At 37.4% G+C, this 23,252-nt stretch carries 20 protein-coding genes and 2 tRNA genes; 9 read left to right on the top strand and 13 right to left on the bottom strand.

Features of this window, described 5'->3' with window-relative positions; genetic code table 11:
• Window positions 1-14 precede the first annotated feature (14 nt).
• Genes SFU91_09900 through ccsA form a run of 3 tightly spaced genes read right to left on the bottom strand, consistent with a single transcriptional unit; the run spans window position 15 to window position 1,262 of the window.
• A complete protein-coding gene (locus tag SFU91_09900; GenBank protein ID MDX2129336.1) occupies window positions 15-410 on the bottom strand; it encodes a cytochrome c maturation protein CcmE in 396 nt (131 codons plus the stop codon).
• A gap of 26 nt (window positions 411-436) precedes the next feature.
• A complete protein-coding gene (locus SFU91_09905; GenBank protein MDX2129337.1) occupies window positions 437-574 on the bottom strand; it encodes a CcmD family protein in 138 nt (45 codons plus the stop codon).
• A 1-nt stretch (window position 575) separates the two neighbouring features.
• Window positions 576-1,262 carry a cytochrome c biogenesis protein CcsA gene (ccsA, locus tag SFU91_09910; GenBank protein ID MDX2129338.1) on the bottom strand — a complete coding sequence of 229 codons (687 nt, stop codon included), beginning with the start codon at window positions 1,260-1,262 and terminating at the stop codon, window positions 576-578.
• A gap of 179 nt (window positions 1,263-1,441) precedes the next feature.
• Between ccsA and SFU91_09915 the strand changes: the two genes are divergently transcribed.
• The gene (locus SFU91_09915) at window positions 1,442-2,671 is read left to right on the top strand and encodes a hypothetical protein (GenBank protein ID MDX2129339.1); all 1,230 of its coding nucleotides are present in this window, start codon (window positions 1,442-1,444) and stop codon (window positions 2,669-2,671) included.
• A gap of 56 nt (window positions 2,672-2,727) precedes the next feature.
• Here the strand turns inward: SFU91_09915 and hisA are convergent, their stop codons facing one another.
• From hisA to SFU91_09930, 3 genes are all read right to left on the bottom strand, one after another.
• Window positions 2,728-3,558: a 1-(5-phosphoribosyl)-5-[(5-phosphoribosylamino)methylideneamino]imidazole-4-carboxamide isomerase gene (gene hisA / locus SFU91_09920; protein ID MDX2129340.1), complete on the bottom strand. Its 831-nt coding sequence runs from the start codon at window positions 3,556-3,558 to the stop codon at window positions 2,728-2,730.
• Window positions 3,559-3,646: 88 nt separating this feature from the next.
• On the bottom strand, window positions 3,647-4,255 hold the full coding sequence (hisH, locus tag SFU91_09925; protein MDX2129341.1) for an imidazole glycerol phosphate synthase subunit HisH: 609 nt from the start codon (window positions 4,253-4,255) through the stop codon (window positions 3,647-3,649).
• Window positions 4,252-5,646, bottom strand: coding sequence for a sigma 54-interacting transcriptional regulator (locus SFU91_09930; protein ID MDX2129342.1), 1,395 nt, complete (start codon window positions 5,644-5,646; stop codon window positions 4,252-4,254). Before SFU91_09930 ends, hisH begins: the two co-directional genes overlap by 4 nt.
• 184 nt (window positions 5,647-5,830) lie before the next feature.
• On the opposite strand from SFU91_09930, the gene SFU91_09935 reads away from it, so the two are divergent.
• Both SFU91_09935 and SFU91_09940 read left to right on the top strand, forming a co-directional pair.
• Window positions 5,831-7,513: a capsule assembly Wzi family protein gene (locus tag SFU91_09935; protein ID MDX2129343.1), complete on the top strand. Its 1,683-nt coding sequence runs from the start codon at window positions 5,831-5,833 to the stop codon at window positions 7,511-7,513.
• Window positions 7,514-7,819: 306 nt separating this feature from the next.
• The gene (locus SFU91_09940) at window positions 7,820-10,408 is read left to right on the top strand and encodes an FtsX-like permease family protein (protein MDX2129344.1); all 2,589 of its coding nucleotides are present in this window, start codon (window positions 7,820-7,822) and stop codon (window positions 10,406-10,408) included.
• 28 nt (window positions 10,409-10,436) lie between these two features.
• Here the strand turns inward: SFU91_09940 and SFU91_09945 are convergent.
• From SFU91_09945 to ybeY, 4 genes are all read right to left on the bottom strand, one after another.
• Window positions 10,437-10,518 (bottom strand) — tRNA-Ser (locus tag SFU91_09945).
• 5 nt (window positions 10,519-10,523) lie between these two features.
• Window positions 10,524-10,614 (bottom strand) — tRNA-Ser (locus tag SFU91_09950).
• Window positions 10,615-10,764: 150 nt separating this feature from the next.
• The gene (locus SFU91_09955) at window positions 10,765-12,051 is read right to left on the bottom strand and encodes a KamA family radical SAM protein (protein ID MDX2129345.1); all 1,287 of its coding nucleotides are present in this window, start codon (window positions 12,049-12,051) and stop codon (window positions 10,765-10,767) included.
• A gap of 294 nt (window positions 12,052-12,345) precedes the next feature.
• A complete protein-coding gene (gene ybeY / locus SFU91_09960) occupies window positions 12,346-12,762 on the bottom strand; it encodes an rRNA maturation RNase YbeY (protein MDX2129346.1) in 417 nt (138 codons plus the stop codon).
• A 117-nt stretch (window positions 12,763-12,879) separates the two neighbouring features.
• On the opposite strand from ybeY, the gene SFU91_09965 reads away from it, so the two are divergent.
• From SFU91_09965 to SFU91_09990, 6 genes are all read left to right on the top strand, one after another.
• Window positions 12,880-14,304, top strand: coding sequence for a sugar transferase (locus SFU91_09965; GenBank protein ID MDX2129347.1), 1,425 nt, complete (start codon window positions 12,880-12,882; stop codon window positions 14,302-14,304).
• Between the two features lie 108 nt (window positions 14,305-14,412).
• On the top strand, window positions 14,413-15,135 hold the full coding sequence (locus SFU91_09970; GenBank protein MDX2129348.1) for a WecB/TagA/CpsF family glycosyltransferase: 723 nt from the start codon (window positions 14,413-14,415) through the stop codon (window positions 15,133-15,135).
• 2 nt (window positions 15,136-15,137) lie between these two features.
• Window positions 15,138-17,861, top strand: a complete 2,724-nt coding sequence (locus tag SFU91_09975) for an alpha-amylase family glycosyl hydrolase (protein MDX2129349.1) — start codon at window positions 15,138-15,140, stop codon at window positions 17,859-17,861.
• A gap of 102 nt (window positions 17,862-17,963) precedes the next feature.
• A complete protein-coding gene (locus SFU91_09980; protein MDX2129350.1) occupies window positions 17,964-18,923 on the top strand; it encodes a zinc-binding dehydrogenase in 960 nt (319 codons plus the stop codon).
• 18 nt (window positions 18,924-18,941) lie between these two features.
• Entirely contained in the window at window positions 18,942-19,424 is a 483-nt protein-coding gene (locus SFU91_09985; protein ID MDX2129351.1) for a DNA starvation/stationary phase protection protein, read from the top strand.
• Window positions 19,425-19,483: 59 nt separating this feature from the next.
• On the top strand, window positions 19,484-20,737 hold the full coding sequence (locus SFU91_09990) for a serine hydrolase domain-containing protein (GenBank protein ID MDX2129352.1): 1,254 nt from the start codon (window positions 19,484-19,486) through the stop codon (window positions 20,735-20,737).
• Here the strand turns inward: SFU91_09990 and alr are convergent.
• From alr to SFU91_10005, 3 genes are read right to left on the bottom strand one after another with little or no spacing between them, the layout of a single operon-like run.
• Window positions 20,705-21,901 (bottom strand): alanine racemase, encoded by a 1,197-nt coding sequence (gene alr / locus SFU91_09995; GenBank protein ID MDX2129353.1) that lies wholly within the window; start codon window positions 21,899-21,901, stop codon window positions 20,705-20,707. The genes SFU91_09990 and alr overlap by 33 nt on opposite strands.
• Window positions 21,902-21,924: 23 nt before the next feature.
• On the bottom strand, window positions 21,925-22,758 hold the full coding sequence (gene deoC, locus SFU91_10000; protein MDX2129354.1) for a deoxyribose-phosphate aldolase: 834 nt from the start codon (window positions 22,756-22,758) through the stop codon (window positions 21,925-21,927).
• Entirely contained in the window at window positions 22,755-23,057 is a 303-nt protein-coding gene (locus tag SFU91_10005; protein MDX2129355.1) for a (2Fe-2S) ferredoxin domain-containing protein, read from the bottom strand. The genes deoC and SFU91_10005 overlap by 4 nt, the downstream gene beginning before the upstream one ends.
• Window positions 23,058-23,252 lie beyond the last annotated feature (195 nt).

Genomic DNA, 23,252 nt, shown 5'->3' on the forward strand with positions numbered 1-23,252 from the left:
GATGGATTCAATACTTATGAATTTTTTTGAGTAGCCTGTTCCGATTGATACTTAGAGGGGCATTTCACCAAAATATCCTTTGCGTAAATGACGCCGTTTTCATAAGTCCCTTTTACCACAATACTTGTCGCTTCTTCAAAATTATTGGGTTTTCCATTTCTATAGAGAACTTTAACGGTTTCGCCTGCTTCATCTTGCATGTAAAATGTGAAGGTGTTGAGTTTCATCTCAGTCTCTTTATCCTTCACCCAATATCCTTTAATGGCGCTCATTTTTCCGCTTCGGTTAGCTTCTTGAACTGTCGCATAGCCTATTGTATTGGAACTCCATTCCTCCGCCGTAAAACCAAGATAGCTGAAAGTTGCAACAGCTATTCCAAATCCCACAAGAAATTTTGGTTGAATCTTCATCTTTCAATAATAGATATTAGAGTGAATTAAACTTTATTTTTAATTGCGTTTTCTAAAAGTGACAATTTTTTGTCTAATCGATAAACATAAATCATCAGCCCCGAAAAAATAATGAGTGTAATCATCATTACATTGTAAATCGGGTTAAGGACTAGAGATTCCATTTTAATTATTGTGATTAAGTGAATGGTGAAGTTTAAGATACCTCAACCTTAAATGGTACAAGACAAAAAATAATGCAATAAAACCGGCCCAAGCAGAGTACAAAATGACACGAATCTCCGGGTCGGTCGTGTTCGATACCGCTGGGTTAATCCCCGCTTCCCCTCTCTCAGGAGAGCCCGGGTGCAAACCCGGTACTAATCTTGGCAAAACATAATAAAGAAAAATTAAGGAAGGGAATGAAAAAATACTATACACCGCCGATAATCGACCCCGCTTTTCTGGATCTTCTACTGAACCTCTTAGAACAAAGTAAACCGAATAAATGATAAGAAGAATAAAGATAGATGTCTGCCTCGGATCCCAATGCCAATATGCTCCCCAAGCATACCGCGCCCAAATCGCACCCGTAATAAGTGCTAAAAGATTAAACAGATAGCCTAACCCCGCAGAAGCCTCAGCTCCATAGTCAAAATGGAGGTCTCGCGTTATTAAATACCTTACACTTTGCCATAGTGAGGTCAGAAACGCAACTGTCGCTGTAATTGCCATTGACACATGAAAATACATATTTGTGGTTGTCTCTCGAAGCATGCCCACTTGATTTGGTAACATGAAAGCTGCAATGATCACGCCAAATAACCAAAGGTAAATGAAGAGATATAAGATATTACGATTAGACAAAGTCATACAATAATTTTTTGGTTAATCCTTACGAAGTAATGTCAGGGAGGATTGAGTCCTAAATGAAAATTAATTTTAAGTTTCAATTTATGCTTGAAAAAGGGTCGTTTGATTCGTATTTTTACAATTCATACAAAAAGTAAAAAGTTTTAGTCTATCAATTAATACAAACAAACAAACGAATAATGAATAAGGTTTTTAGTTTAACCCTCTCAATCGCGATCGCGCTATTTTTAATGTCTGCTGATAGCGGGTGTGAAGGCTCACAGGATATTTCTACCGCTAAACTTGCGATGTCTAAAAAGGACACTGCTAAAGCGAAAGCCGCATTAACTAGAGCAATGCAAGCGGATACCTCTAATGGAGAGCCCTATTATCTTATGGGGAATATTCATTTTTACGATGAGAAAAACTATGACAAAGCCGCCGAAATGTATCAAAAAGCCTCAGTCAAAAAACTGGGTAAAGAAGAACGGAAAAAACTCGAAACCATCACAAGCTTAATTGCGAATGAACTCCGTAATGAAGGTGTAAGAAATTACAATGATGGGCTTTCTGCATTCAAGAATAATGATACTACGGGGGCTCGCGAGTATTTCACCAAAGCAAGAGATAATTTTCGTAAAGCAATGACAATGGTCTCAGATACATCTGCGGCCTATGTAGATCTTTCAAAAATTTTGGTTGCTTCTCTTTCAGTACTTCGTGAAAATGATGAAGCAACAATGATACTTACAAAACTTATTGATAAAAATCCTGCTGACACAATCTCGATTCAACAATTGGCAGATATTTATCTCAGGAGTAAAAAAGCTGATCAAGCCATTGCGTTGCTAACTTCTTCTCGTCAGAAAGGCGTGACTTCACTAACAATGACTCAAATACTTTTTGAAGCCTATGCTGTTACAGAAAAGTATTTAGAACTTGAAAAGCTCCTTGAGGAGGCGATTGCAAACTCAACCGGCGCAAGAAGAACACAATTCATTGAAATTGGAAAAGGGATTCTTCTGCAAGCTGGGGTAAATCTCATTTTTGAGGAAAAGAAATACGATTTAGCAATTGAAAAGCTCCAAAAGGCATATTCATTCGACACATCATATTCTGAAATTAACGCGCAAATCATTTACAATTTATCTGCCGCTTACACAAGAGTTGGTGATGATGATCAAAAAGCCTTTAGAGAAAAAAATCCGGGTAAAAAAGTTAAAAAAGGACGCCAGACAATTGTCGAGGAAGTTCCTTATGATGGTTACAAAGTTCACTACGAAAAGGCTTTAGCGGTACTTAAACCCGTTGCAGCCCAAATCAATAAAAAGCCGTATTGGAGATTACTTGCAAAGATTTATGGTTCACTGGGAAATAACCAAGAAGCTCAAAACGCCTTAAATGCAGAAAAAACCGCATCAGAGGAATAAAAAAAGATATAAACAAAAAACCCGCTTCAAAAGCGGGTTTTTTGTTTTAAAGCAAATCAGCTTAGACTGGAAGTGCTTGTTTGAAGTACGGTTTCAAGAAAGTTATCGCACGTACACCCATTTTTGAGGGGTGCAGTCGAAAAATTTTTATCAATACAAAGATCTTTTTCACATTGATGCCATAATTTCTGACAAGGGAAAGTTTCTTCATACAAAGCTTTTCCGATGATTACGGAATCAACAAAGGGCTTTAGTTCGGAAAGTTGGAGCAAATCAAGATGAGATGTAACGCCTCCTGAAGCGGTCACTTTAAGACCTGTTCCTTCAACAAATTTTTTAATTGCATCAATGCCGACGCCGGAAAGCATACCATCTTTCGTAATATCGGTGTAAATAACACGCTCAACGCCTATTGCCTTCATTGAATTACCGAGTTCAATATCGGATTGCTTCGTCGAGTTTAACCAACCATTGATTTTAGGATATCCGTTTAGGGCATCAATGCCAACAACAATTTTTTTGGGGCCGTAAGATGAAATGAGGTTTTTAACTAATTCGGGGTTATGGACTGCCGCAGATCCAATGACTATTCGGCAAACCCCAATCGATAGATACTTTTTAGCTGTTTCTAAATTCCTTATGCCTCCCCCAACCTCGATTGGAATGTCAACTGAATTGACAATTTTTTCAATAATCGCAAGATTTTCCGGTTTTCCGCTTAAAGCAGCATCAAGATCAACAATATGGAGCATTTTCGCATTTTGCTTTCTCCAAATAATGGCCATATCGACGGGGTTTTCGAAATAGGTTTTCTCTTGCGAGAAGTCACCTTGCGAAAGACGAACGCAGCGCCCCCCTTTTATATCAATAGCTGGAATGATTAACATGAAATCCCGCTCTTTTTAATGAGGGCAAAAGCCCAAAGACATAATCTAAAAATGTACTTTAAACGAAAGCACTACGAGGTCAGTTAATCTACAGCGAAGCAAAGTTTTTTAGAACTTGAAGTCCACCTAATCCACTTTTTTCAGGATGAAACTGTACGGCAAAAATACCATTTTTTTCTAACGCAGCCGCATAAAAAAAATTCCCAAAACTGCTTTTTGCAGTTACAACTTTCTCTTCCAAAGGAAGGCAATAGTAGGAATGAACAAAATAAAAAAAAGTACCGGGATCAATATTTTTGAAAAGTTGAGAATTCGAAGCGACTTCTTCAAGCGAATTCCACCCAATAAGAGGGACTTTACCCAAAGCTCGATCAAATTTTACGACATTGCCTTCAACTATATTAAGACCATTCCAATTCCCAAGTTCTTCGCTTCTGCTTAACAAGAGTTGCATCCCTAAGCAAATCCCAAGAACCGGCTTTTGAAGCTGAATGGCGTGAAAAATGGTGTCTTCAAAACTAGACTTCCGGAGCGCCTCAATCGCTTTCCCAAATGCACCAACTCCCGGAATAAGAATTTTATCGGCTATTAACGCTTCTTTTGGATGTTCACAAATTTTTGAATCGATTTTTAAGTACTCAAAAGCCTTTTGAACTGATTTAAGGTTACCTGCACCATAATCTAAAATGCCGATCATGTATCTGTTTGTATTTTATAACTGTTTAATTTTCTATAAAGCGTGCGCTCTGTAATGCCTAGTGCCTCCGCGGTTTTACGTTTATTCCCTAAGTTTTTCTTTAAGGTTTCGAGAATAGCATAACGCTCAAGCTCTTCAAGCGTTGGAGTTTTTCCTTCTACTCGGGCTTTTGTCGCAAATTCCTGCAATACGGTATGAAGCAAACTCTTCTTTAAAGAATCTTTTTCATTGACGATTTTTCCAATTTCGTTGGGCTCTGATAGTTCCAAGTTCGGTGGTTGAATTTGTAAGGGCGGGGAAATCATTTTTGTGATTGCATCGTTTTGCGAGTCACTGTTATACTTTGAAGAGAAAGTGTGCTTTTCACTCAATAATGCGGTCAAAGCAGATTTCACCTCCGACATATCCGTTTGAAGTTGCAATAAAGCGCGTAGAATCAACTCTTGTTGGTTTCCAGCATCTTGTGAATGAAAGTTTTGAAGCGACTCCCAATAAAGAGATTGAGGAACGAGTTCTTCTCTCTTGGAAAGAGAAGTTGTACTATGAGCAGCTAATAACTTTGAACCATTCGAAATCGATTCACTCTTAGATTCAAGTGCTCGAAGCGAATTTTGAAAGTACTTCGATAAAACCTCGGAGGTGATTTTCCCCTTGTTTTCTACAATCAAAAGTGATTCCAAAATGTTTCTAAGTTCTCGAACGTTACCCGGATATGTATAGCTTAATAAAGATTCAGTTCCTTCATTTGTAAAACCCGGGAATTTCAAACCGTGTTTTAGCTCAAAGTCTATAATGAATTTTTCCGCTAATGGCAAAATATCTTCTCTTCTTTCTCGAAGAGGAGGTAGTCGAAGTTCAACGGTTTTTAACCTGTAATACAAATCGCTCCGAAATTTTTTTTGTAAGATTTCAGCTTCTAATGAACGGTTTGTAGCAGCAATAATCCGAACATCACCCTTTAAGGTTTGAGATGATCCAACCCGTTGATATTCACCACTTTCCAAGACTCTCAGCAATTTCACTTGTGTTTCGAGAGGCATTTCACCAACTTCATCCAAAAACAATGTTCCGCCGTCAGCACTTTCAAAATGACCTTTTCTTAGCCCTGTCGCTCCGGTGAATGAGCCTTTTTCATGACCGAAGAGTTCTGATTCTAAGATGCTTTCTGCAATTGCGCCACAATTAATGGCGATATAAGGTTTTCGAACGCGGTTACTTTGTTGATGAATCCAGCGCGCGAGTATTTCCTTACCAGTCCCGCTTTCGCCGGTAATCAAAATTGTTGCATCTGTTTTGGCAACCTTAAAGGCAAGAAGAAAAATACGACGCACTTCACTTGAGGCAGTAATTATCCCTGAGTGTTCAAGTAAATGTAGAATATCTTGATCCATATAAATGATAATTAACCCTTGGTGCAATTTTTACTTTTATGAAAAATCAAAGTGCCAAAAAAGATGATTTCTTCCATAAATTTACATCAGAACCAAAAAGACCCCGTCTTAAGTTCTAATATACTATTCACCTTATGAAAGAGTTGCCAATGAGTTTACTAAATAAAGACAGAATCAATAACCTATGAAAATACCAGTTTCACTTAAGTTAATCTTGCTCCTTGCGCTTCTCTATTCTCCCATAAGCCTTAAGGCCAGCGGGGAAACTTTTCCGGCAGGACATTGGGCTTACGATGTCATTGAACAGTTGATTGTAAGAGGATACTTGCCCAAATTAGCCGATGCAGCAAAACCCTTTGAGCGCGTTGATGTAGCAAAGGCTCTAATTGCTACCGATAAATCTTTGATTGAAGATCGGGTCACGCTTTGGCTATTCAACAAATTGGAACAAGAATTAGAAAATGAAATTGAATGGCTCCGCGATGGCGTTTTTCCAGTTTCGGGGATTCGTTTAGGATTAAGACCTGAACTTATTACAGAGCAAAGAGAAGATGATTATGCTTGGAGAGAATCAACACCCAATGTCGCTGAAAATTTAGCTTTTGGAGCACGGGTCCGAAATCGCTTGCGAGCAGCATTTCATTTTGAAAAAGATTGGGTTGCGTATAGTTCAATGATTATTCAACAAGAAGGCGCGTTTGATTTGGTTCGTGCGAGAACATACGGAGGTAAACAAGCCTATTTTGAACAGGGTTTTATTGCATATCACGGAGATTTGTTTCGAGTCAAGTTTGGAAGGGATTATTTGAATTGGGGTTATGGAAGGCGAAGTTTGGTGATAAGCAATACAGCCGGGCCGATTGATCATCTCTTGCTGCAATTAAACACTCAAACCATTCGGGTGACTTACTTCGCCGCTCAATTAGATAAGTTTCAAATTATGAGTGATCAATTATTGCCGCTTGGTTCAGATACTGCTTTAGTGCAAAGTTTTGTAGAAAGGTATATGGTTGGTACCCGAGTCGATTTGAATTTAATTGCAAATTCAGTTCGCTTAGGGATTTGGCAAACAGTCATTTTTGATGGAAAGAATCGCTCGGCAGATTTTAGGAATTTCAACCCGATGATGATTTTTTATGGAACGCAGTCTAATGATAACCAAGAAACGAACCCCTCAATTGGAGCGGACTTTAGTATCTACCTTGCAAAAGAAGTGAATCTCTATGGAAGTTTAATGATTGATGACTGGCAAGTTGACAATGCAAGCCTTGTTGATTTAGAACCTAATGCTTGGGCAGGACAGTTAGGTTTACGAGTCGCAAATGTCTTAAAATCATTCGATGTCAATGGCACCGATGCTTTCTTGGAATTGACAACAGCAATGAACCGAACTTATCACCAGCGTTCAGCTTTTCAATTTCAAAGATTTGTATTTGGAGATAACCCCATTGCACACCCTCTTGGAACAGACTTTCAATCTTTAGAAATCGGTTTTTCACATTGGCTGTTTAAGTTTTTAAGATTTTCAGGAAACTGGTTACAAGTCAATAAAGGGGAAGGGAATTTATTTGGTCCTTACACAACCCCTTGGCTTGATAGAAACCCGGATGGTACGCCTAAATATTCTTTAGCGAGTGGTTATTCTGAACCAACCCCCTATTTTAGAGAGGGAATCTCCGCGGTTGAAAAAAGAACTGCACTTTCATTTGGGGTGTTTTATCAACCTTCAAGTACGTTTAATGTCGAATTGAATTTGACCCATATTTGGAGAACAAATGCTGATAACGTGATTGGTAAAGAAAAGACCGATTTGCAAATTTTTGGGCGAATTCAATTGGAATTACAGCCTTTCTTGAACCTTTTTTAACATCACGAATTCATCGAAATGGGGGCAAAGATTGACCCTTATCACAAATTTAATATGCAATCGAAACAAAGCACAAAGAAAGGGCGTATATTTGCATCAGTTCAGGTACAATATGTTCTTTGCACTTCAAAGACTTTGCTTCCTACTTAGCAAAGCATCCTTTGTTGTTTTGTTTTGTTGTTTTGTTGATAGAGAGTCCCGTTGAGAACCAACGGGGCTTTTTTTTGCACTGAATCTTTTTGTTTCCTTCAAACTTTATTCTCCCAAATAAGGGTTATTGACCTATCAAACATTCACTAAACTTCGATGGTCAATTTTAAGATATTCTACTCTGTTATTCTTAGGCATTCATTTCAAGACCCTATTCGATTTCTGATTTCAATTTTAGGTGTAGCAATCGGCGTAGGCGTTTTATTATCCATAAGGATTTCAAATTACTCCGCCCTAACTGCTTTTGAATCCACAATTGACTATCTCAGTGGGAAAGCAAACCTTCAAGTTATTTCTAAATCAAATACTTCATTTGATGAGGAAGAATTTGGAAAACTCTCAATCGTCAATTCAACGACACCGATTGTTTCGGCACTAACTCCAGTCATTGAATCTGTAACTACGGTGACCGATACATACGGAAAAAAATACCCCTCACCTTTTACAATTCTTGGAATCGATGTTTTCACTGATGAACAGTTTCGAATTTATAGTCAAGACTCCTCAATTAAGAAAACAGATTTCTTAAGATTTTTAGCCGAACCTAATACCATTATTCTGCCAACTTCACTCATTAATCATTTGGGACTTGAAATAAATGAAAAGATAATTGTATTGGCATCTGGAAAAAAGGTTCAGTTACAAGTTGTTGGAGTTTACAACGATGCTTTGCAGTCGCAGAGCGGTTCAAGCGGTTTTGGTGTAATGGATATTGAACAAGCACAGCGTCTTTTCGATAAACAAAATAAAATTGATCGTATTGATTTAATCATTAATGAGGATAAGCGGGGGGAGACTGAAGAGCGTCTTTTAGAAATTATTCCGTCTTCGTTGCAATTGATCTCACCTAAAAATCGAGGCTCGCAAATCGCTACGATGATTAAAGCCTTTGAATTGAACTTGACCGCCCTTGCTTTTATCAGTTTACTTGTTGCTATGTTCTTAATCTATAATACCATCCTCACTAACGCTATTAGAAGAAGAAGAGAGGTGGGAATATTAAGAGCCCTTGGTTTAAGTGGCGAGGGAATTTTCAGCCTGTTTCTGTTTGAAGCCTTTTTAATCGGATGTATTGGAAGTGCATTTGGTGTAATCATAGGGAAAGGTTTGGCTCATTTTTTATTGGATGGAGTTACTCAAACAATATCAACGCTCTATATCGCCCTTTCAGCAAAAAAAGTTGTTTGGACTTGGCAAATGGCATTTGGGGTATTCAGTTTGGGAGTTGTAATGTCAGTTTTAGCTTCGATATACCCGGCTATGGAAGTTTTTAAGATTCACCCACGAGAATGTTTTCATCTTCAAATATTTGAGGACGCCGCTTCTCTCAATTTGAGAAAATTGCTCCCGATTGGTTTGGTTATAGGGTTAGTGAGTTTGCTATCAGGATTTTTGCCAAGCATTAATGGATTGCCGGTCTTTGGTTATGTTTCCGCAATTTGCATCATCTTTTCTTTTGCTGTGATTTCCCCAGCCTTTATCTACTTTTTGATCAATAGTTTATCGAATTTGTTCAAGAAACTCTTCGGTATCGAAGCGTTCATCGCAGGGAAATACTTGATTGAATCTTTGAATAGATCTTCAACAGCAGTTAATGCATTAATGGTATCGGTCGCAATGCTTGTTGGGGTGAGCATTATGGTTGGGAGTTTTAGAACTACAGTTAATTATTGGGTTGAGCAGACATTGACCTCAGATATTTTTTTTGCACCTGCTGAGAGATATGCTTTAGGCTCTCAACTTCCAATTGATCGATCAGTCATTGACTTTTTGCAGCGTCAGGATGAGGTAAAAAGTGTTGAGGCCTTTAGTTCAAAGCTCACATCTTATCAAAATGAAAATGTTGTAATTGTCAGCACAGACTTTCGGGTTGATGGTAAAGAACTTTCGGTATTGCTTAAAGAAGGAAATAAAACGGATGTTTTTAGCAGAATGACATCCGGAAGAAAAAATATTATCATATCCGAGGCATTTTCAACACGATTTCAAAAACACCTTGGAGATTCAATTGTTCTCCAAACGCCTAAAGGAGAATTGCCCTTTTCAATCGTGGGCGTCCAATTTGATTACTCGTCTGACAGAGGAATTATATTTTTTCAAAGGGAAGATTTTACTGATGTTTGGAAAGATTCTTCAATACACAATATTGCCGTGAAACTTAAAGCCTCATCAAAACTCGAAGAAGTTTTGAATGAATGGAAGATAGTTTTTTATAACACGGCTGTAAAAATATATTCGAATAAAGGTTTGCGCGACAATGTGCTTGAAATTTTCGATCAAACTTTTGCGGTAACGAACATCCTCAAGATTATTGCGTTGGTGATCTCAGCGCTTGCCATAATTACTTCCTTAGGTGCAATAGTTTTTGAAAGGAGGTTTGAACTTGGTGTTCAACAAGCCATAGGAACTGCAAATCATCAGGTTTTTTTGATTATCATTTTAGAAGCGTTGTTTTTAGGATCAATTGCTGCAATACTGGGAATACTTTGTGGAATTGGATTATCGCTGATATTAGTTTATGTCATCAATATTCAGTCTTTTGGGTGGACGATACAATATGAACTCCCAATTGAGACACTTATCGTAACCTTTATTTCAGTAGTAGCGACTGCAGGAGTTTCGGGTTTTGCTCCAGCAAAGTATGCAACAAGTTTTCCCCTAAGTATTCAGTTAAGACGAGAATAAAAGGATAAGATTAGAAAAGGTGAGTGAGCGGAGGATGAGGGACTCGAACCCCCACAGGCTTGCGCCCGGCAGTTTTCAAGACTGCTGCCATACCATTAGGCGAATCCTCCAGTTTTGGCGGAGAGAGCGGGATTCGAACCCGCGAGAGCTTTTATACCCTACCCGCTTTCCAGGCGAGCGCACTAGACCAACTATGCGACCTCTCCAAGGAAGCCACTTTCATAAAACAGGCTTTCAATAGACCCCGCCAAAAACGGGATGCAAATATAAATGTGAAATAGGGTTTTGCAAAGAAATTGTGTAAAAATACATAAGGCGCTGAAAGCGCCTTATGTTATAGTCTCTGGAAAACACGATCAAAAATAGTCTTGAATTTCTGCACCAACCGTAAATCCGTTGTCAATTGCAATTTGTTCAAGTGACTCTTCTTGAACTTGAGGATAGGTGTAAGTTTCGCCTTTAAAGTTTTTCATAACAACTTCTTTATCACTTAATTTTTCAATGTAGTGAGGAAGTAAAGGAATTTTGCCACCACCACCGGGAGAATCAATGACATAATGCGGAATCGCTAAACCTGAAATATGCCCTCTAAGCCCTTGAATGATTTCAAGACCTTTTTCAACTTTTGTTCGGAAATGTTCTGTTCCTTTTACGATATCTGCTTGATAGATATAATATGGTCTGACTCGCATTTTCAAGAGTCCTTTCATGAGAGTACGCATCGTTTCCACATTATCATTAACTCCTTTAAGAAGGACACACTGATTTCCAACAGGAACCCCTGCATCTGCAAGACGTTCACAAGCTTGTTTCGCTTCAGCTGTCAGTTCTCTCGGATGATTAAAGTGAGTATTCACATATACTGGATGATATTTTTTAATAATACTGCAAAGTTTTTTTGTAATGCGTTGTGGGAGCACACAAGGGATTTTGGTTCCAATGCGGATGATTTCTACATGTGGAATTTCTCTTAAAGAAGAAAGGATGTATTCAATTCTCCGGTCTGAAAGAGTTAAAGGATCACCACCTGAAAGTACGATATCTCGTATTTCTTTATGTTCCCGAATGTAATTAATGCCAGATTCAAGATACTTTAGGCTGATTTTAGAGGAGTCACTTACTTTTCGTTTGCGTGTACAAAAACGGCAATAGATTGCACATTCATGAGCAACTAAAAAAAGTACGCGATCTGGGTAACGATGAGTAATACTTTGAACAGGTGAATCTCTTTCTTCATTAAGCGGGTCATCAACACAGCAACCCTTAATCAATTCATTTTTGCTTGGAATAACTTGCAAGTAAATCGGATCATTCTTTTCTTGAATTAAAGAAGCGTAGTAAGGGTTAATGCGGATGTTGAATTCATTTTGTAATTCTTTCATCACCTCTATGTCTTCACCCCACTTTTCGTGAACTTCCTCGGGTGTTTCAATACTATTATGAAGAAGATGCTTCCAACGAATGTCCTCATCGTCATCAAGAGCCGGAGGTGACGGAAGTTTTTGTTCAAACTTATTAGAAATAGATTCATTCGCATCTTTTTTTCGTTTTCTAACTTTCTCTTTGGATTCCTGATTTATTGAAAGTTGAGAACTCTTTGTTAAAGATGGTTGCAAGTCTAATAGTGACTGATGTGCCGGCATAACTGACTCTAATATTTTATGATGAAAAATTCTGTCTTATGAATGATTATCAACTGCTGTTGTTTGAATAGTCATAAAACACTTCTAAAAGGTATTAGTCAATTTCTATGCCAATTCAATTTTGAATATTTATTTGAAACCTAAATAACGATGAACCAATTGTGGTATTGAGTTTCATAGAAAGAGTTGAGGATCGGAGAGAATAAGGTTATGAATCTGAGAATGAAGAAACTTATCACATTGATAACCCGGTGAACTTATTTTTCTCAGAATTCTTTCAGTTAGATAGTCAATTCATAATAGGGTAATGACTTTTGAAATGTACTTGTTTTCTTTTTTAAACATCAATGCCTTTTCATCTTTTGTGTTGTCTTTATAACCAACGAGATGAAGACAGGAATGAATCGTGACACGAATCAATTCTTGTTTATAGGACGAGTAAAACCGGATTGCGTTTTGCCGAACAGTATCAAGTGAAATATAGAACTCGCCTTCTACTAATGTTCCTTTATTGAGACGAAAGGAGATTGTATCCGTGGCGTAATGATGAGATAAATACTTTTCGTTTATCTTTTTGATAAACTTATCTCCACAATACACAGCTGAAATATCACTAATTGAATGTTTCTCTCCTTCAATAGTTTCTTCAATGGCTAACGATATTAGTCTTTTCGGGATTTTTTGTTTTGTTGTATTTGAGATCGTAATCATTTAAGCTGTATGTTTTATCTCACAATGAAAAGATACTGTTTCTATAGGGCGTTAAATTTATCTAAATTTAAGATATGATAACCCAATCATCTTTTTGAAATAAAAGTATAAAACTGAATGTCGTCTTTGAGAGTACCGTTACACAAAATCATTTTGGCAATTGGGGACTACAGTGTTATTCTACTTTCTATTTGGATAGCAATACAACTTAGGTTGCCCGAAAGAAATCTTTCCCCTGAAAGCATTAATTTTTTTGCCCTTCAATCGATTCTTTTGATATGCCTCTCATTTTCTTGGATTATCATCTTTCAATCTCAAAATCTTTATAAAATCAACTGGTTCCTTTCCACAGCTCAACAGTTTGTGGCAATCTTTAAGAGTGTAGGTTATGGGATTTTAGGAATTGTGATGCTTTCCTTTATTGTGAAGGGAAACTATGTTTTGGATAGTCGTTTAATAACGGCGTATCTCGCATTAGTTTTATTTGTATTGCTCGTTGTTTGGAGGATATTTGTTTTCAGATCACTTTACATTTATCTCTCAAGGCATTCTATTGGAGGCAGAAATATCTTAATTGTAGGCGCGGGGAGAAGAGGTACAAAACTGGCTCGTGAGATTATCTCTTTAAACCGATACGGATTAAATGTGGTTGGCTTTTTGGATGATAAAATTCCAACAGATAAAATTATTCTCGACAACAGAAAAGTTCTTGGCAGCATTAAGGATTTGAGAAAAGTGATTGAAGAAATCAAGATTGACGAGATTATCATTGCAATGAGCAATGTAACTCACTCAAGATTACATGACATAATGGATTTTTGTAAATCAACAGGAATAGCAACTAAACTTTCTTCTGCACTTTACGAAATCGTTCCAACGAAAGTGGATGTTGAGTTTTATGGCAATAATGTTGTAATTGACCTCTCATCAGGATTTGACCGAGTTCAAGGGTTTTATAAACGATCTGTGGATATTTTTCTCTCGTTGATTTCAATTCTAATCATAACCCCATTTCTGATTATTATTTCAATTGCTATAAAACTTGACTCAAGAGGTCCGATTTTTTATCGTCAAAAAAGAGTTGGTAAAGACGGTAAACTCTTTTGGTGTTACAAGTTTAGATCGATGCATATTGACGCTGATGAAAGAAAAAAAGAGTTAGAAGCATTTAATGAGGTATCCGGGCCAATTTTTAAGATGAAAAATGATCCAAGAGTAACGAGAGTTGGCAAATTTATTCGAAGGCTTTCTGTAGATGAAGTCCCTCAAATTTTGAATGTTCTAATGGGAGATATGTCATTTGTTGGACCTCGGCCCTGTACGCCCGATGAATTGCAAAAGTATGAAGACTGGCATAAACGAAGACTTTCCGTGCCGCAAGGAATTACAGGTTTATGGCAAGTCAGTGGAAGGAGTAATTTAAGTTTTGTCGATATGGTGATTTTAGACCTCTACTATGTTGAGAATGCTTCCGTAATAATGGATTTCAACATCATTTTGAGAACTCTCCCAGCAGTAATTTTTGGTAAAGGTGCATACTGAGTGATGGAGAATCAAATTAAAACTGTTGAAAAAGCACCCCTCACATCCTCTCCAACCGATAAGTTTTCCCTCTTAAAAGAGAAAAGAACTTATGCGATGTCAACCCCGATGGATAATCTCACGATGAGCGAAACAATTGAATTAATTGATGAAGCCATCAAGATCAACAAATCAATTCAGCATGTTGTTGTGAATGCAGCCAAGGTCGTTGAAATCAATAAGAACCCCTCTTTGAAGAAGATCGTTGATGAGTGTGATATTGTTAATATCGATGGTCAAGCGGTCGTATGGGCATCTCGTTTTTTAGGATTTCCAGTGAAGGAAAGAGTTGCGGGGATTGATTTAATGGAAAAACTGATTGAAATGGCCTCTGAAAAAAATTATGGGGTTTATTTTTTAGGTGCAAAGCAAGAAATTCTGGAAAAAGTAGTCGATGTCTATAAAGCAAAATACAAAAATATTAAGATTTCTGGGTTGAGAAATGGTTATTTCAAAGAAGATGAGGAGTTAGATATTGCAAAAGAAATTGCAAAATCCCAAACAAAAATCTTACTTGTTGCAATTAGTTCTCCTAAAAAGGAATTTTTTCTTAATAAGTATAAGTCTGTAATGGGTGTTCCGTTTGTAATGGGTGTTGGAGGCAGTTTTGATGTGGTAGCTGGGTACGTTAAAAGAGCTCCCCTTTGGATGCAAAATTTCGGTTTAGAATGGCTATTTCGCTTTTTGCAAGAGCCAAAAAGAATGTGGAAGAGATATATTATAGGTAACTCTGAATTTATTTGGATTGTAATTAAGGAGAAAGTATTTCAAAAAATATTAAGAAAGAAATAACTATGAAAAACTTTTTAAGAATATTTTTTCTATTTTTTCTTTTTTTCTTAAGTTCTACTATTCAAGCCCAAAATGATTTTCGAGAAGAGACGATTTATTTTTTAATGACTTCACGATTTTATGATGGAGATACACTAAACAGCAAACCGACAGAATGGAGTTCTTTTCCAAGACCACAAATCACGAATCCAAAAGATGTTACTTGGAGAGGCGACTTTAAAGGTCTGATTCAAAAGTTAGATTATATAAAAGATTTAGGATTTACAGCGATTTGGATTACTCCGATTGTTCAAAACCGAAGCCCACTCGATTATCACGGATATCATGCTTGGGATTTCACGCGGGTTGACCCGCGATTGGAATCGCCCGGTTATACTTTCAAAACACTGATAGACTCTGCCCACTCAAAAGGTTTGAAAATTATTTTGGATGTCGTGCTCAACCACGCGGGAAGATTTGGTGTTAAGGGAAAAGCAGAAATCAAGTATAATACTGATACCACCCAAGCTTGGGGAAAGGATTCACAAGGAAAAGCCTTAAAAGATAATCCTAATTGGCAATATGACGGAGTTACTCCAAACCCGGATGACGGAAAAATTTGGTCAAGAGCAAATGTGGCCAAAATGCCTCCGCCCTTTAATCAAAACTTGTCTTTATATAATTGGCCATCAAAAGAAAGCTACATTGATACCTCTGACCCTGATTGGTATCATCACTCTGGAAATGGTTTTGCACAAGGTTATGATGATACCACAAATCTTTATCAACGTGCTTTAGCAGGCGATACTCCCGATTTTCACACGAGAAGCGATTCCGTAAGGAAGTATTTGGTTGAAGCATACAAACAATACATTGAGATGGGAATTGATGGGATGCGATTAGATGCCATTAAACACATCAACATTCATGATTTATTATATTTTGTAGATGCATTCAGAGCGATTAACCCACAGCTTTTTTTTGTTGGCGAGGTCGCACAAAAGCGTCATGAATTGCATCAGGTGGAGCAAATTAATCCACATTGGTACACTTGGAGAAATGGGGTGGGTTCAGAACCCTCAGGAATTTCGGTTTTCGATTTCTATGCTATGGCAACTTTTCACCTTTTTGAAAAAGGGGAATCATTCTCTGGTGTTACTTCAGCATCTCGCTATGACCACCTTTATGCAGATCCATCGAGTTTAGTGACCTTTCTAGATAATCATGATTTTGGTCCTAATAATGATTGGAACAGACGTTTTGGAAATACCGCACAAAATTTAGCGGCTTGCTTAAACTTTATGTTTACTTGGCGAGGAATCCCATCAGTTTACTATGGTACTGAAATGCAATTCAAGCAAGGAGCATATACTGATATAAAAGATGCCAGTGATATCGAAAGATCGATTGATTTAACAGGAAGAGCCTATTATGGCGATGTTTTGAATCAAGCGCCAAACCATCCCATATACAAACACATCAAAAAGTTGAATGCCATTCGTAAGGCACTGCCTGCGTTACAAAAGGGAACTTGGCAATGGGCCGGCGGCGGTGGTGGAAATGGGGTTGGATACATCCGTAAATTTGGATCGAATGAAGTTGTTGTAGGTTTGGCAAAAGATGGTGCAGTTACCTTCAACTTTATTGGTCTCACCAATGGCATTTATCGTGATGCAGTGACTGGAAATGAAATTAATGTGTCTAATGGTAATCTTTCATTCACAGTTCAACCTAGCTCCGCGGGAATATATGTGCTTAATGGCCCCGGCCTAATCGGTGAACTTGGATCTGGTTATTTTCAATCTTCCTCTTCTGGAGCAGGTTCGGGAGGTGGAAACTCAAGACCAACTGTAGTCTCATTTAACCCAACTTCACCCACTCCCGGGTCAAACCTAACTGTGCGATATGTTGGCCAATTAAGTACTGCTTCACAAGTTAATTTGTATTGGGGAATCGATGCTTGGCAGTCTATAACGACTACACAAATGCAAAAACAAAATGATTCCACTTGGCAAACAACGGTAACTATTCCTCAAAACGCAACTCAGCGATTTGTCTGTGCATTTAATAATGGTTCAGGTACTTGGGATAATAATAACGGCGCTGATTTTCAAGTTTCATTATTGGGTTCAGGAGGCGGCGGTAATGGAAATGGGATTACTATTTACTTTCGTCCGCCACAAAATTGGAATGCCCAGAGAATTTATTTCTATGAAGCATCTCCTTCAGTGACAACTCCAAGTTGGGATGGATCACCTTCAATGTCTTCAATGGGCAATGGGTGGTTTTCTTACACAATTCCTTCTGTTACGAGTATTAGAGTAATTTTTCGGGATAATGCAAATAATCAGATTCCTGCATCTCTTCAACCCGGTTTTATAAGAACTGCTTCCGGATGGTACGATGGGACAACAAATTCTTGGACTGACTCGAGCCCACTTAGCACACCAAGACAAAGAGAAATCGAAATGAAAGTTGAGTTGCTTCAGAATTATCCTAATCCTTTTAATCCATCCACATTTATCACTTACCAACTTACAGAACCTTCAGTTGTAAATTTGGAGATATTCGACGTTTTTGGTAGAAAAGTTGTAACATTAGTTAACCGTCTTCAAGGTTTAGGAAGATACAGCGTAAGATTTGATGCGTCGGAGCAAAAACTAAGTAGCGGGACATATTTTTATCGGATAAATACAAAAGGAACCAAGTCATTTTCAAAAACGCTTAAAATGACTTTGGTGAAATAAGCAACAGAATGAATTTTTTTGTTACTTTGTATTTTCAAAGAAACACAAAACCAAGATTCAATGAAAGCGAGTGTATTAGAAGGCGCAGGTCACAAATTACGATTGCTTGAAGTTCCTGAACCATTGCCATCGCCTAATGATGTTATCATTGAGTTGAAGGCTGCAGCTTTAAATCACCGTGATGTTTGGATTCAAAAAGGTCTCTATCCCGGTTTAAATTTGGCCGTAACCTTGGGTTCAGATGGGTGTGGGGTCGTAAAAGCTTGTGGAAGTCAAGTAAGTGAAGAATGGTTAAACAAGGCGGTAATTATTAACCCAAGCATTGAATGGGGAATCGATGAAAATGTTCATGATGCAAACTTTAAAATCTTAGGTTTACCTGAAGATGGTACTTTTGCTGAATGCGTTCGCGTTCCTTCCTCGAATATATACCCTAAGCCAAAACATCTAACCTTTGAACAGGCTGCTGCACTTCCTTTAGCAGGTTTAACAGCATACAGAGCACTTTTTTCAAGAGCAAAATTGAAACCCGGAGAAAAAATACTTATTACTGGAATAGGTGGAGGTGCAGCCTTGATGGCGATGCAATTTGCTTTGGCTGCGAAAGCAAATGTTTATGTCACTTCAAGTTCAAATGAAAAGTTACAAAAAGCTGCACAATTTGGAGTTAAAGCTGGTTTCCTTTATACAGACTCTAAATGGCAAGAGAAAGTCATGAAAGAAGTGGAAGGTTTTGATGTTATAGTAGATAGTGCAGGTGGAGAAAATTTTGATAAACTGATTTCGCTTGCGAATCCAAGTGGTAGAATTGTAACATTTGGCGCCACTGCCGGAACCGTAAAAGAGATCAACATAAGAAAACTGTTTTGGAAACAACTTTCAATTTTAGGGACTACAATGGGCTCGGCGAATGATTTTGAGAATATGCTGAAATTTGTAAAAAAACATAAAATCGTACCGATTATTGACAGCAATTTTCTTCTTCAAGAAGCTGAATTTGCAATGAGAAAGATGGAAAGAGGAGAGCAATTTGGAAAAATAGTTCTTAAAATAACTAACTAAAACAGAAGTGAGGGAAATATGTCAGTAGAAGTAAAGGTAAAACACACCACTGAAGTTGTTATACAAGCAATTAACAGGCAAATTGCGAATACTTATTTGCTTTCAATTAAGTACAAGAAATTTCATTGGCATGTTTCGGGGCCATTCTTTAAGCAGTTGCATGATCTTTTTGATATGCACCACGGTCAATTATTGACGATAATCGATGATTTAGCCGAGAGATCAAGATCTATCGGAGGTCATCCAATTGCAACTGCAAGTGAATTCATAAACAATTCAGAACTCGAAGAAGCAATGGGTTATAACTTTTCACCCTTACAGATGGTTGAAATGCTCTATTCCGATTCTGATCTTATCATCGATTCTCTTCATGAAGATATCATTCAGGCAACCAATGATTCTGACCCCGGAACGGCAGATTTGTTTACAAGTATCGTTCAAACGATACAGAAGCAAGCTTGGTTTTTAGCAGAAACAAAAGCCCGTGGAACATTGCTTTAATTTATTTTTCTCTATTATGGCCTGCACGCGCAGGCCATTTTTATTTTCATTAGAATTTCATGAGCTATAAATCAATATCTCGAATTTCACTTCTTTGTTTGATTTATATATCCTGTAACCCACCATCCCCATTCGTTCAGTTACCATTGAGCGATAAATCTGAAACACATCGCATTATTCTTCAAGATAAACTTGATTCGTTGTTTCATAAGTATCAATGTTCCGGGTTAGTAATAACAATAACCAATAAAGACTCATTGATTTTTTCCTATGCAAATGGATATGCGAAAATGGGTGAAAAGAAGCCAATAACGCTTAACACATATTATCGAATTGCTTCAATCTCGAAAGTTTTCATTGCCCTAACGATAAAAAAAATGGAAGTAGATGGACTTTTGAATTTAGAGGATGATGTTTCAAAATATTTAGGGTTCAAATTTAGAAATATCAAGAACCCAATGGTGCCGATAAAACTGAAGTATCTTCTCAATCATACCTCCAGTCTTAAAGCAGATGAATCCATCGGATTGATTAATGGCGATGTTTATCGATCCCCACTAAAAGTTATTTTTGATTTTTCTGATAGTAAAAACAGGGATGCCATAAGCAGTTATTGGTCTGATACAAAACCCGGAGAGGAGTTTGCTTACTCTAATTTTGCATATCTCATTTTGGCTTCTGTGATTGAGAAAGTTGTCAATTTTGACTTTAACGATTACTTAAAACAATCGATCTTTCTACCGATGAATTTGAAAGCAACCTTCAACCAAAGTGAGTTGGCGGATTCTTTGATAGGATATACCTATAGAAACATCGACGGAACTTGGGTTGCACAATCAGACAGCATTTATGTTAGCAAGCATAAAAAAAGACAATTTGGTGAAAATCTTATTGTGTATTCCCCAATGGGAGGACTTAGAATATCAGCTTTAGAACTTGCAAAAATTCAGAAAGAAATCCTGAACCTTAGTTCCAAAGGAAAAATATTTGGATTGCCAGAAAAATCTTTCAGAGAATTGATTCTGGATTCCATTGTTACAAAAGATAAAAGCTTTGAAATTTATTCACTTGGGTTTCATCATACAAAGCAATTGAACGTTGGAGAGAAATGGATTGGGCATCCCGGCGAGGCCTATGGTTTGTTAAGTGGTTGGTATTATTCTCCTGAAAAGTCCTTGGGAATCACCATCATTATTCCCGGTTCAACTTATCAATCAACGCAAACGGAATTTTACGACATAGAGAAATCGATTCACTCGCTGTTGATGACCTATATCGATTTAATCGACAATCACGCGCCTAACCCGAGGTGATACCGAACTAATCAATTCATAACTAATACTTCCAGCTTTTTTTGAAATCTTATCAACATGTATTTCAGGATGACTCCATCCAAAAATGGTTGCGATATCGCCTTCGTTTATACTTGCATCATTTTCAAGGTTAACCATCATTTGATCCATAGTAATGATTCCCACTTGATTGAAAATTTTCCCATTAATAAGTACTTTCAAATTATTTGATAACAGCCTTGGTATGCCATCGGCATATCCAATCGAGATCGTTGCAATTCGTGTTCTTCTCCAAGCTTTCCATTTCCTTCCATAACTAACAGTAGTGCCCTTTTCAATCCATTTAGTAAAAGTAACCTTAGATTGAAGTTGCATAACCGGTCGAAAATTAAAGCTATTTGACGGAGTATAAAATGGGATTATTCCATACAATAAGATTCCGGGTCGTACCGCATCTAAATGAGTTTCGCGATCACTGATAATTGCTCCACTATTGGCGCAGTGTTTCATAAAAGGGACTTGAATAGATTGTTCAATAGAACTACAAACCTCCAAAAAAAGCGCCAATTGTTTTCTTGTAAATGCTAAATCTTCACCACTTGATGCAAAATGTGTATAAACACCCCGTAAGTTTAAATACTTCGAGCTATGAATTAACTCTGCAATCTTCATTGCTTCTTTTGGGTTGCATCCTAAGCGGCTCATTCCGGTGTCTATTTTAAGATGAACATTCAAAACTTTTAAATTTGAAGCCGTAATAGACTCAGCAAAACGGAGCGATTCAAAACCCGTGATTGTTGCTTCGATATCATGTTTTAAGTAAAATGGAATTTGATCTGGTAGGGGGGCTGAAAATGCCAGAATTTTGGGTGTTGTTGTAAACTTAATTGAATTTTTCTTTTGCAAAAAGTAACGAAGCAGAATTCCCTCGTTAACATTAGCAACACCAAAATAGTCGATGTTAGATTCAATGAGTGACGGTATAACTGCATCAATTGAGTGTCCGTATGCGTTTGCTTTAACAACTGCGATGATTTTACATCGAGATTCAAGATGTTGACGAATATGATCAACGTTATGTATAAGATTTCGTTTTGAAATAAAAGCTTCTGTAAGTTGCTCATCAGGTAATGAATATCGTTCAGTTAACCCTTCTGCAAGTATGTCTATATCTTCGACAGCCAAAATGATATCGTTTAAGGTTCAATTTAGTAGTTTGATCCGGTCTCTGAAGGAGTCGTTTTACATGATGCTTCTTGAACAATTTTTACACTAGCCGAAGCTCCTATTCTGGTAGCCCCATACTCAATCATTTTTTTGGCGGTCGTATAATCCCTTACCCCCCCCGATGCTTTTATTCCAAAACCCTCACCAACTGCCATTCGCATAAGTTTAATATCTTCTACAGTAGCGCCACCTTTAGAAAAACCTGTTGATGTTTTAACAAAATCTGCACCAGCGTTTTTACATAAGATTGAAGCAATGATCTTTTCTTGATCCGTCAATAAAGTCGTTTCGATAATTACTTTGACCAAAGCGTGATGTTTTTTTGCTGTTTCGACAACAATCTGAATATCTGATTCTACCAAATCATAATTTTTAGATTTGATTTCCCCAATGTTTACAACCATATCTATTTCAGTTGCGCCGTCATTACAAGCTAAGTCTGTTTCAAATGCTTTTACTTTGCTATGTGTAGCACCTAAAGGAAACCCAACTACAGTACAGACTTTGACATCTGTACCTTTAAGCATTGTAGCAGATAACTTAACAAAATGAGGGTTTACGCAAACTGAAGCGAATCCATTCTCCTTGGCTTCTAAACAAAGTGCAATGATTTCATCTCTTGAAGCATCTGGTTTTAAGAGTGTATGATCGATGTACTTTGCAAAGGCAAAATTTGGGATGCAAATATTTTCTTTAAGACAAATACGATCTGCTCCAGAGTCAACATAGTTTTTAACTTCTGTTGAAGCTTTCTTGGCATCGATTCCAATTGCTCTTTTGAGTACATTATGTGCGGCTAAGTATGTAGCGTTCATTCGTTTTTGTATAATTTGATGGTAAGATGTTCTATAGAGTCACGGTTTCCAAGCAGATATAGAAGATATTCTTCAGCATCTTGATCACTTTTAAGTTGTAACCATACACCCTCGGGATAAGAAACACTTGAAGGTGCAAAGTCGCATGCATCTAAACAACCTGATTTATTTGCTCTAAATAGATCTGTAAGATGAAGCTCTTTAAGTCGCCTTTTCAAATACAATTGAACTTGTTCACTTTGATGCTTTCCACAATGTTTTTCGTTGAGACAAATAAAAAGGTGTGACCTAAATCTCATGAGACATAATTTTTATATTGATTCAATCTGTAATCAAAGGCGAAAATATGCTATCTTCGCGAAAGATACTCGAGGTTTATGCTATTGAAAAGAACACAATCATATTTTAAAGTGGGTATAACCTTTGGACATTGTCAGTTTTTGCTTAAATTGAATCGTTATTGAAATCAAACCAAGTGCTTGCGATTGACATCT

Source organism: Chloroherpetonaceae bacterium (assembly GCA_033763895.1).
Taxonomy (GTDB): Bacteria; Bacteroidota; Chlorobiia; order Chlorobiales; family Thermochlorobacteraceae; genus JANRJQ01.

Excerpts from the sequence above, each read along its gene's own strand:
- SFU91_09955 (MDX2129345.1), bottom strand. The coding sequence starts at position 12,051 with ATGCCGGCACATCAGTCACTATTAGACTTGCAACCATCTTTAACAAAG.
- SFU91_09915 (MDX2129339.1), top strand. The coding sequence starts at position 1,442 with ATGAATAAGGTTTTTAGTTTAACCCTCTCAATCGCGATCGCGCTATTT.
- SFU91_10005 (MDX2129355.1), bottom strand. The coding sequence starts at position 23,057 with ATGAGATTTAGGTCACACCTTTTTATTTGTCTCAACGAAAAACATTGT.
- SFU91_09905 (MDX2129337.1), bottom strand. The coding sequence starts at position 574 with ATGGAATCTCTAGTCCTTAACCCGATTTACAATGTAATGATGATTACA.
- SFU91_09975 (MDX2129349.1), top strand. The coding sequence starts at position 15,138 with ATGAAAAACTTTTTAAGAATATTTTTTCTATTTTTTCTTTTTTTCTTA.
- deoC (MDX2129354.1), bottom strand. The coding sequence starts at position 22,758 with ATGAACGCTACATACTTAGCCGCACATAATGTACTCAAAAGAGCAATT.
- SFU91_09970 (MDX2129348.1), top strand. The coding sequence starts at position 14,413 with ATGGATAATCTCACGATGAGCGAAACAATTGAATTAATTGATGAAGCC.
- SFU91_09930 (MDX2129342.1), bottom strand. The coding sequence starts at position 5,646 with ATGGATCAAGATATTCTACATTTACTTGAACACTCAGGGATAATTACT.
- SFU91_09965 (MDX2129347.1), top strand. The coding sequence starts at position 12,880 with ATGTCGTCTTTGAGAGTACCGTTACACAAAATCATTTTGGCAATTGGG.
- ccsA (MDX2129338.1), bottom strand. The coding sequence starts at position 1,262 with ATGACTTTGTCTAATCGTAATATCTTATATCTCTTCATTTACCTTTGG.
- SFU91_09900 (MDX2129336.1), bottom strand. The coding sequence starts at position 410 with ATGAAGATTCAACCAAAATTTCTTGTGGGATTTGGAATAGCTGTTGCA.
- hisH (MDX2129341.1), bottom strand. The coding sequence starts at position 4,255 with ATGATCGGCATTTTAGATTATGGTGCAGGTAACCTTAAATCAGTTCAA.
- SFU91_09985 (MDX2129351.1), top strand. The coding sequence starts at position 18,942 with ATGTCAGTAGAAGTAAAGGTAAAACACACCACTGAAGTTGTTATACAA.
- SFU91_09940 (MDX2129344.1), top strand. The coding sequence starts at position 7,820 with ATGGTCAATTTTAAGATATTCTACTCTGTTATTCTTAGGCATTCATTT.
- SFU91_09935 (MDX2129343.1), top strand. The coding sequence starts at position 5,831 with ATGAAAATACCAGTTTCACTTAAGTTAATCTTGCTCCTTGCGCTTCTC.
- hisA (MDX2129340.1), bottom strand. The coding sequence starts at position 3,558 with ATGTTAATCATTCCAGCTATTGATATAAAAGGGGGGCGCTGCGTTCGT.
- SFU91_09990 (MDX2129352.1), top strand. The coding sequence starts at position 19,484 with ATGAGCTATAAATCAATATCTCGAATTTCACTTCTTTGTTTGATTTAT.
- ybeY (MDX2129346.1), bottom strand. The coding sequence starts at position 12,762 with ATGATTACGATCTCAAATACAACAAAACAAAAAATCCCGAAAAGACTA.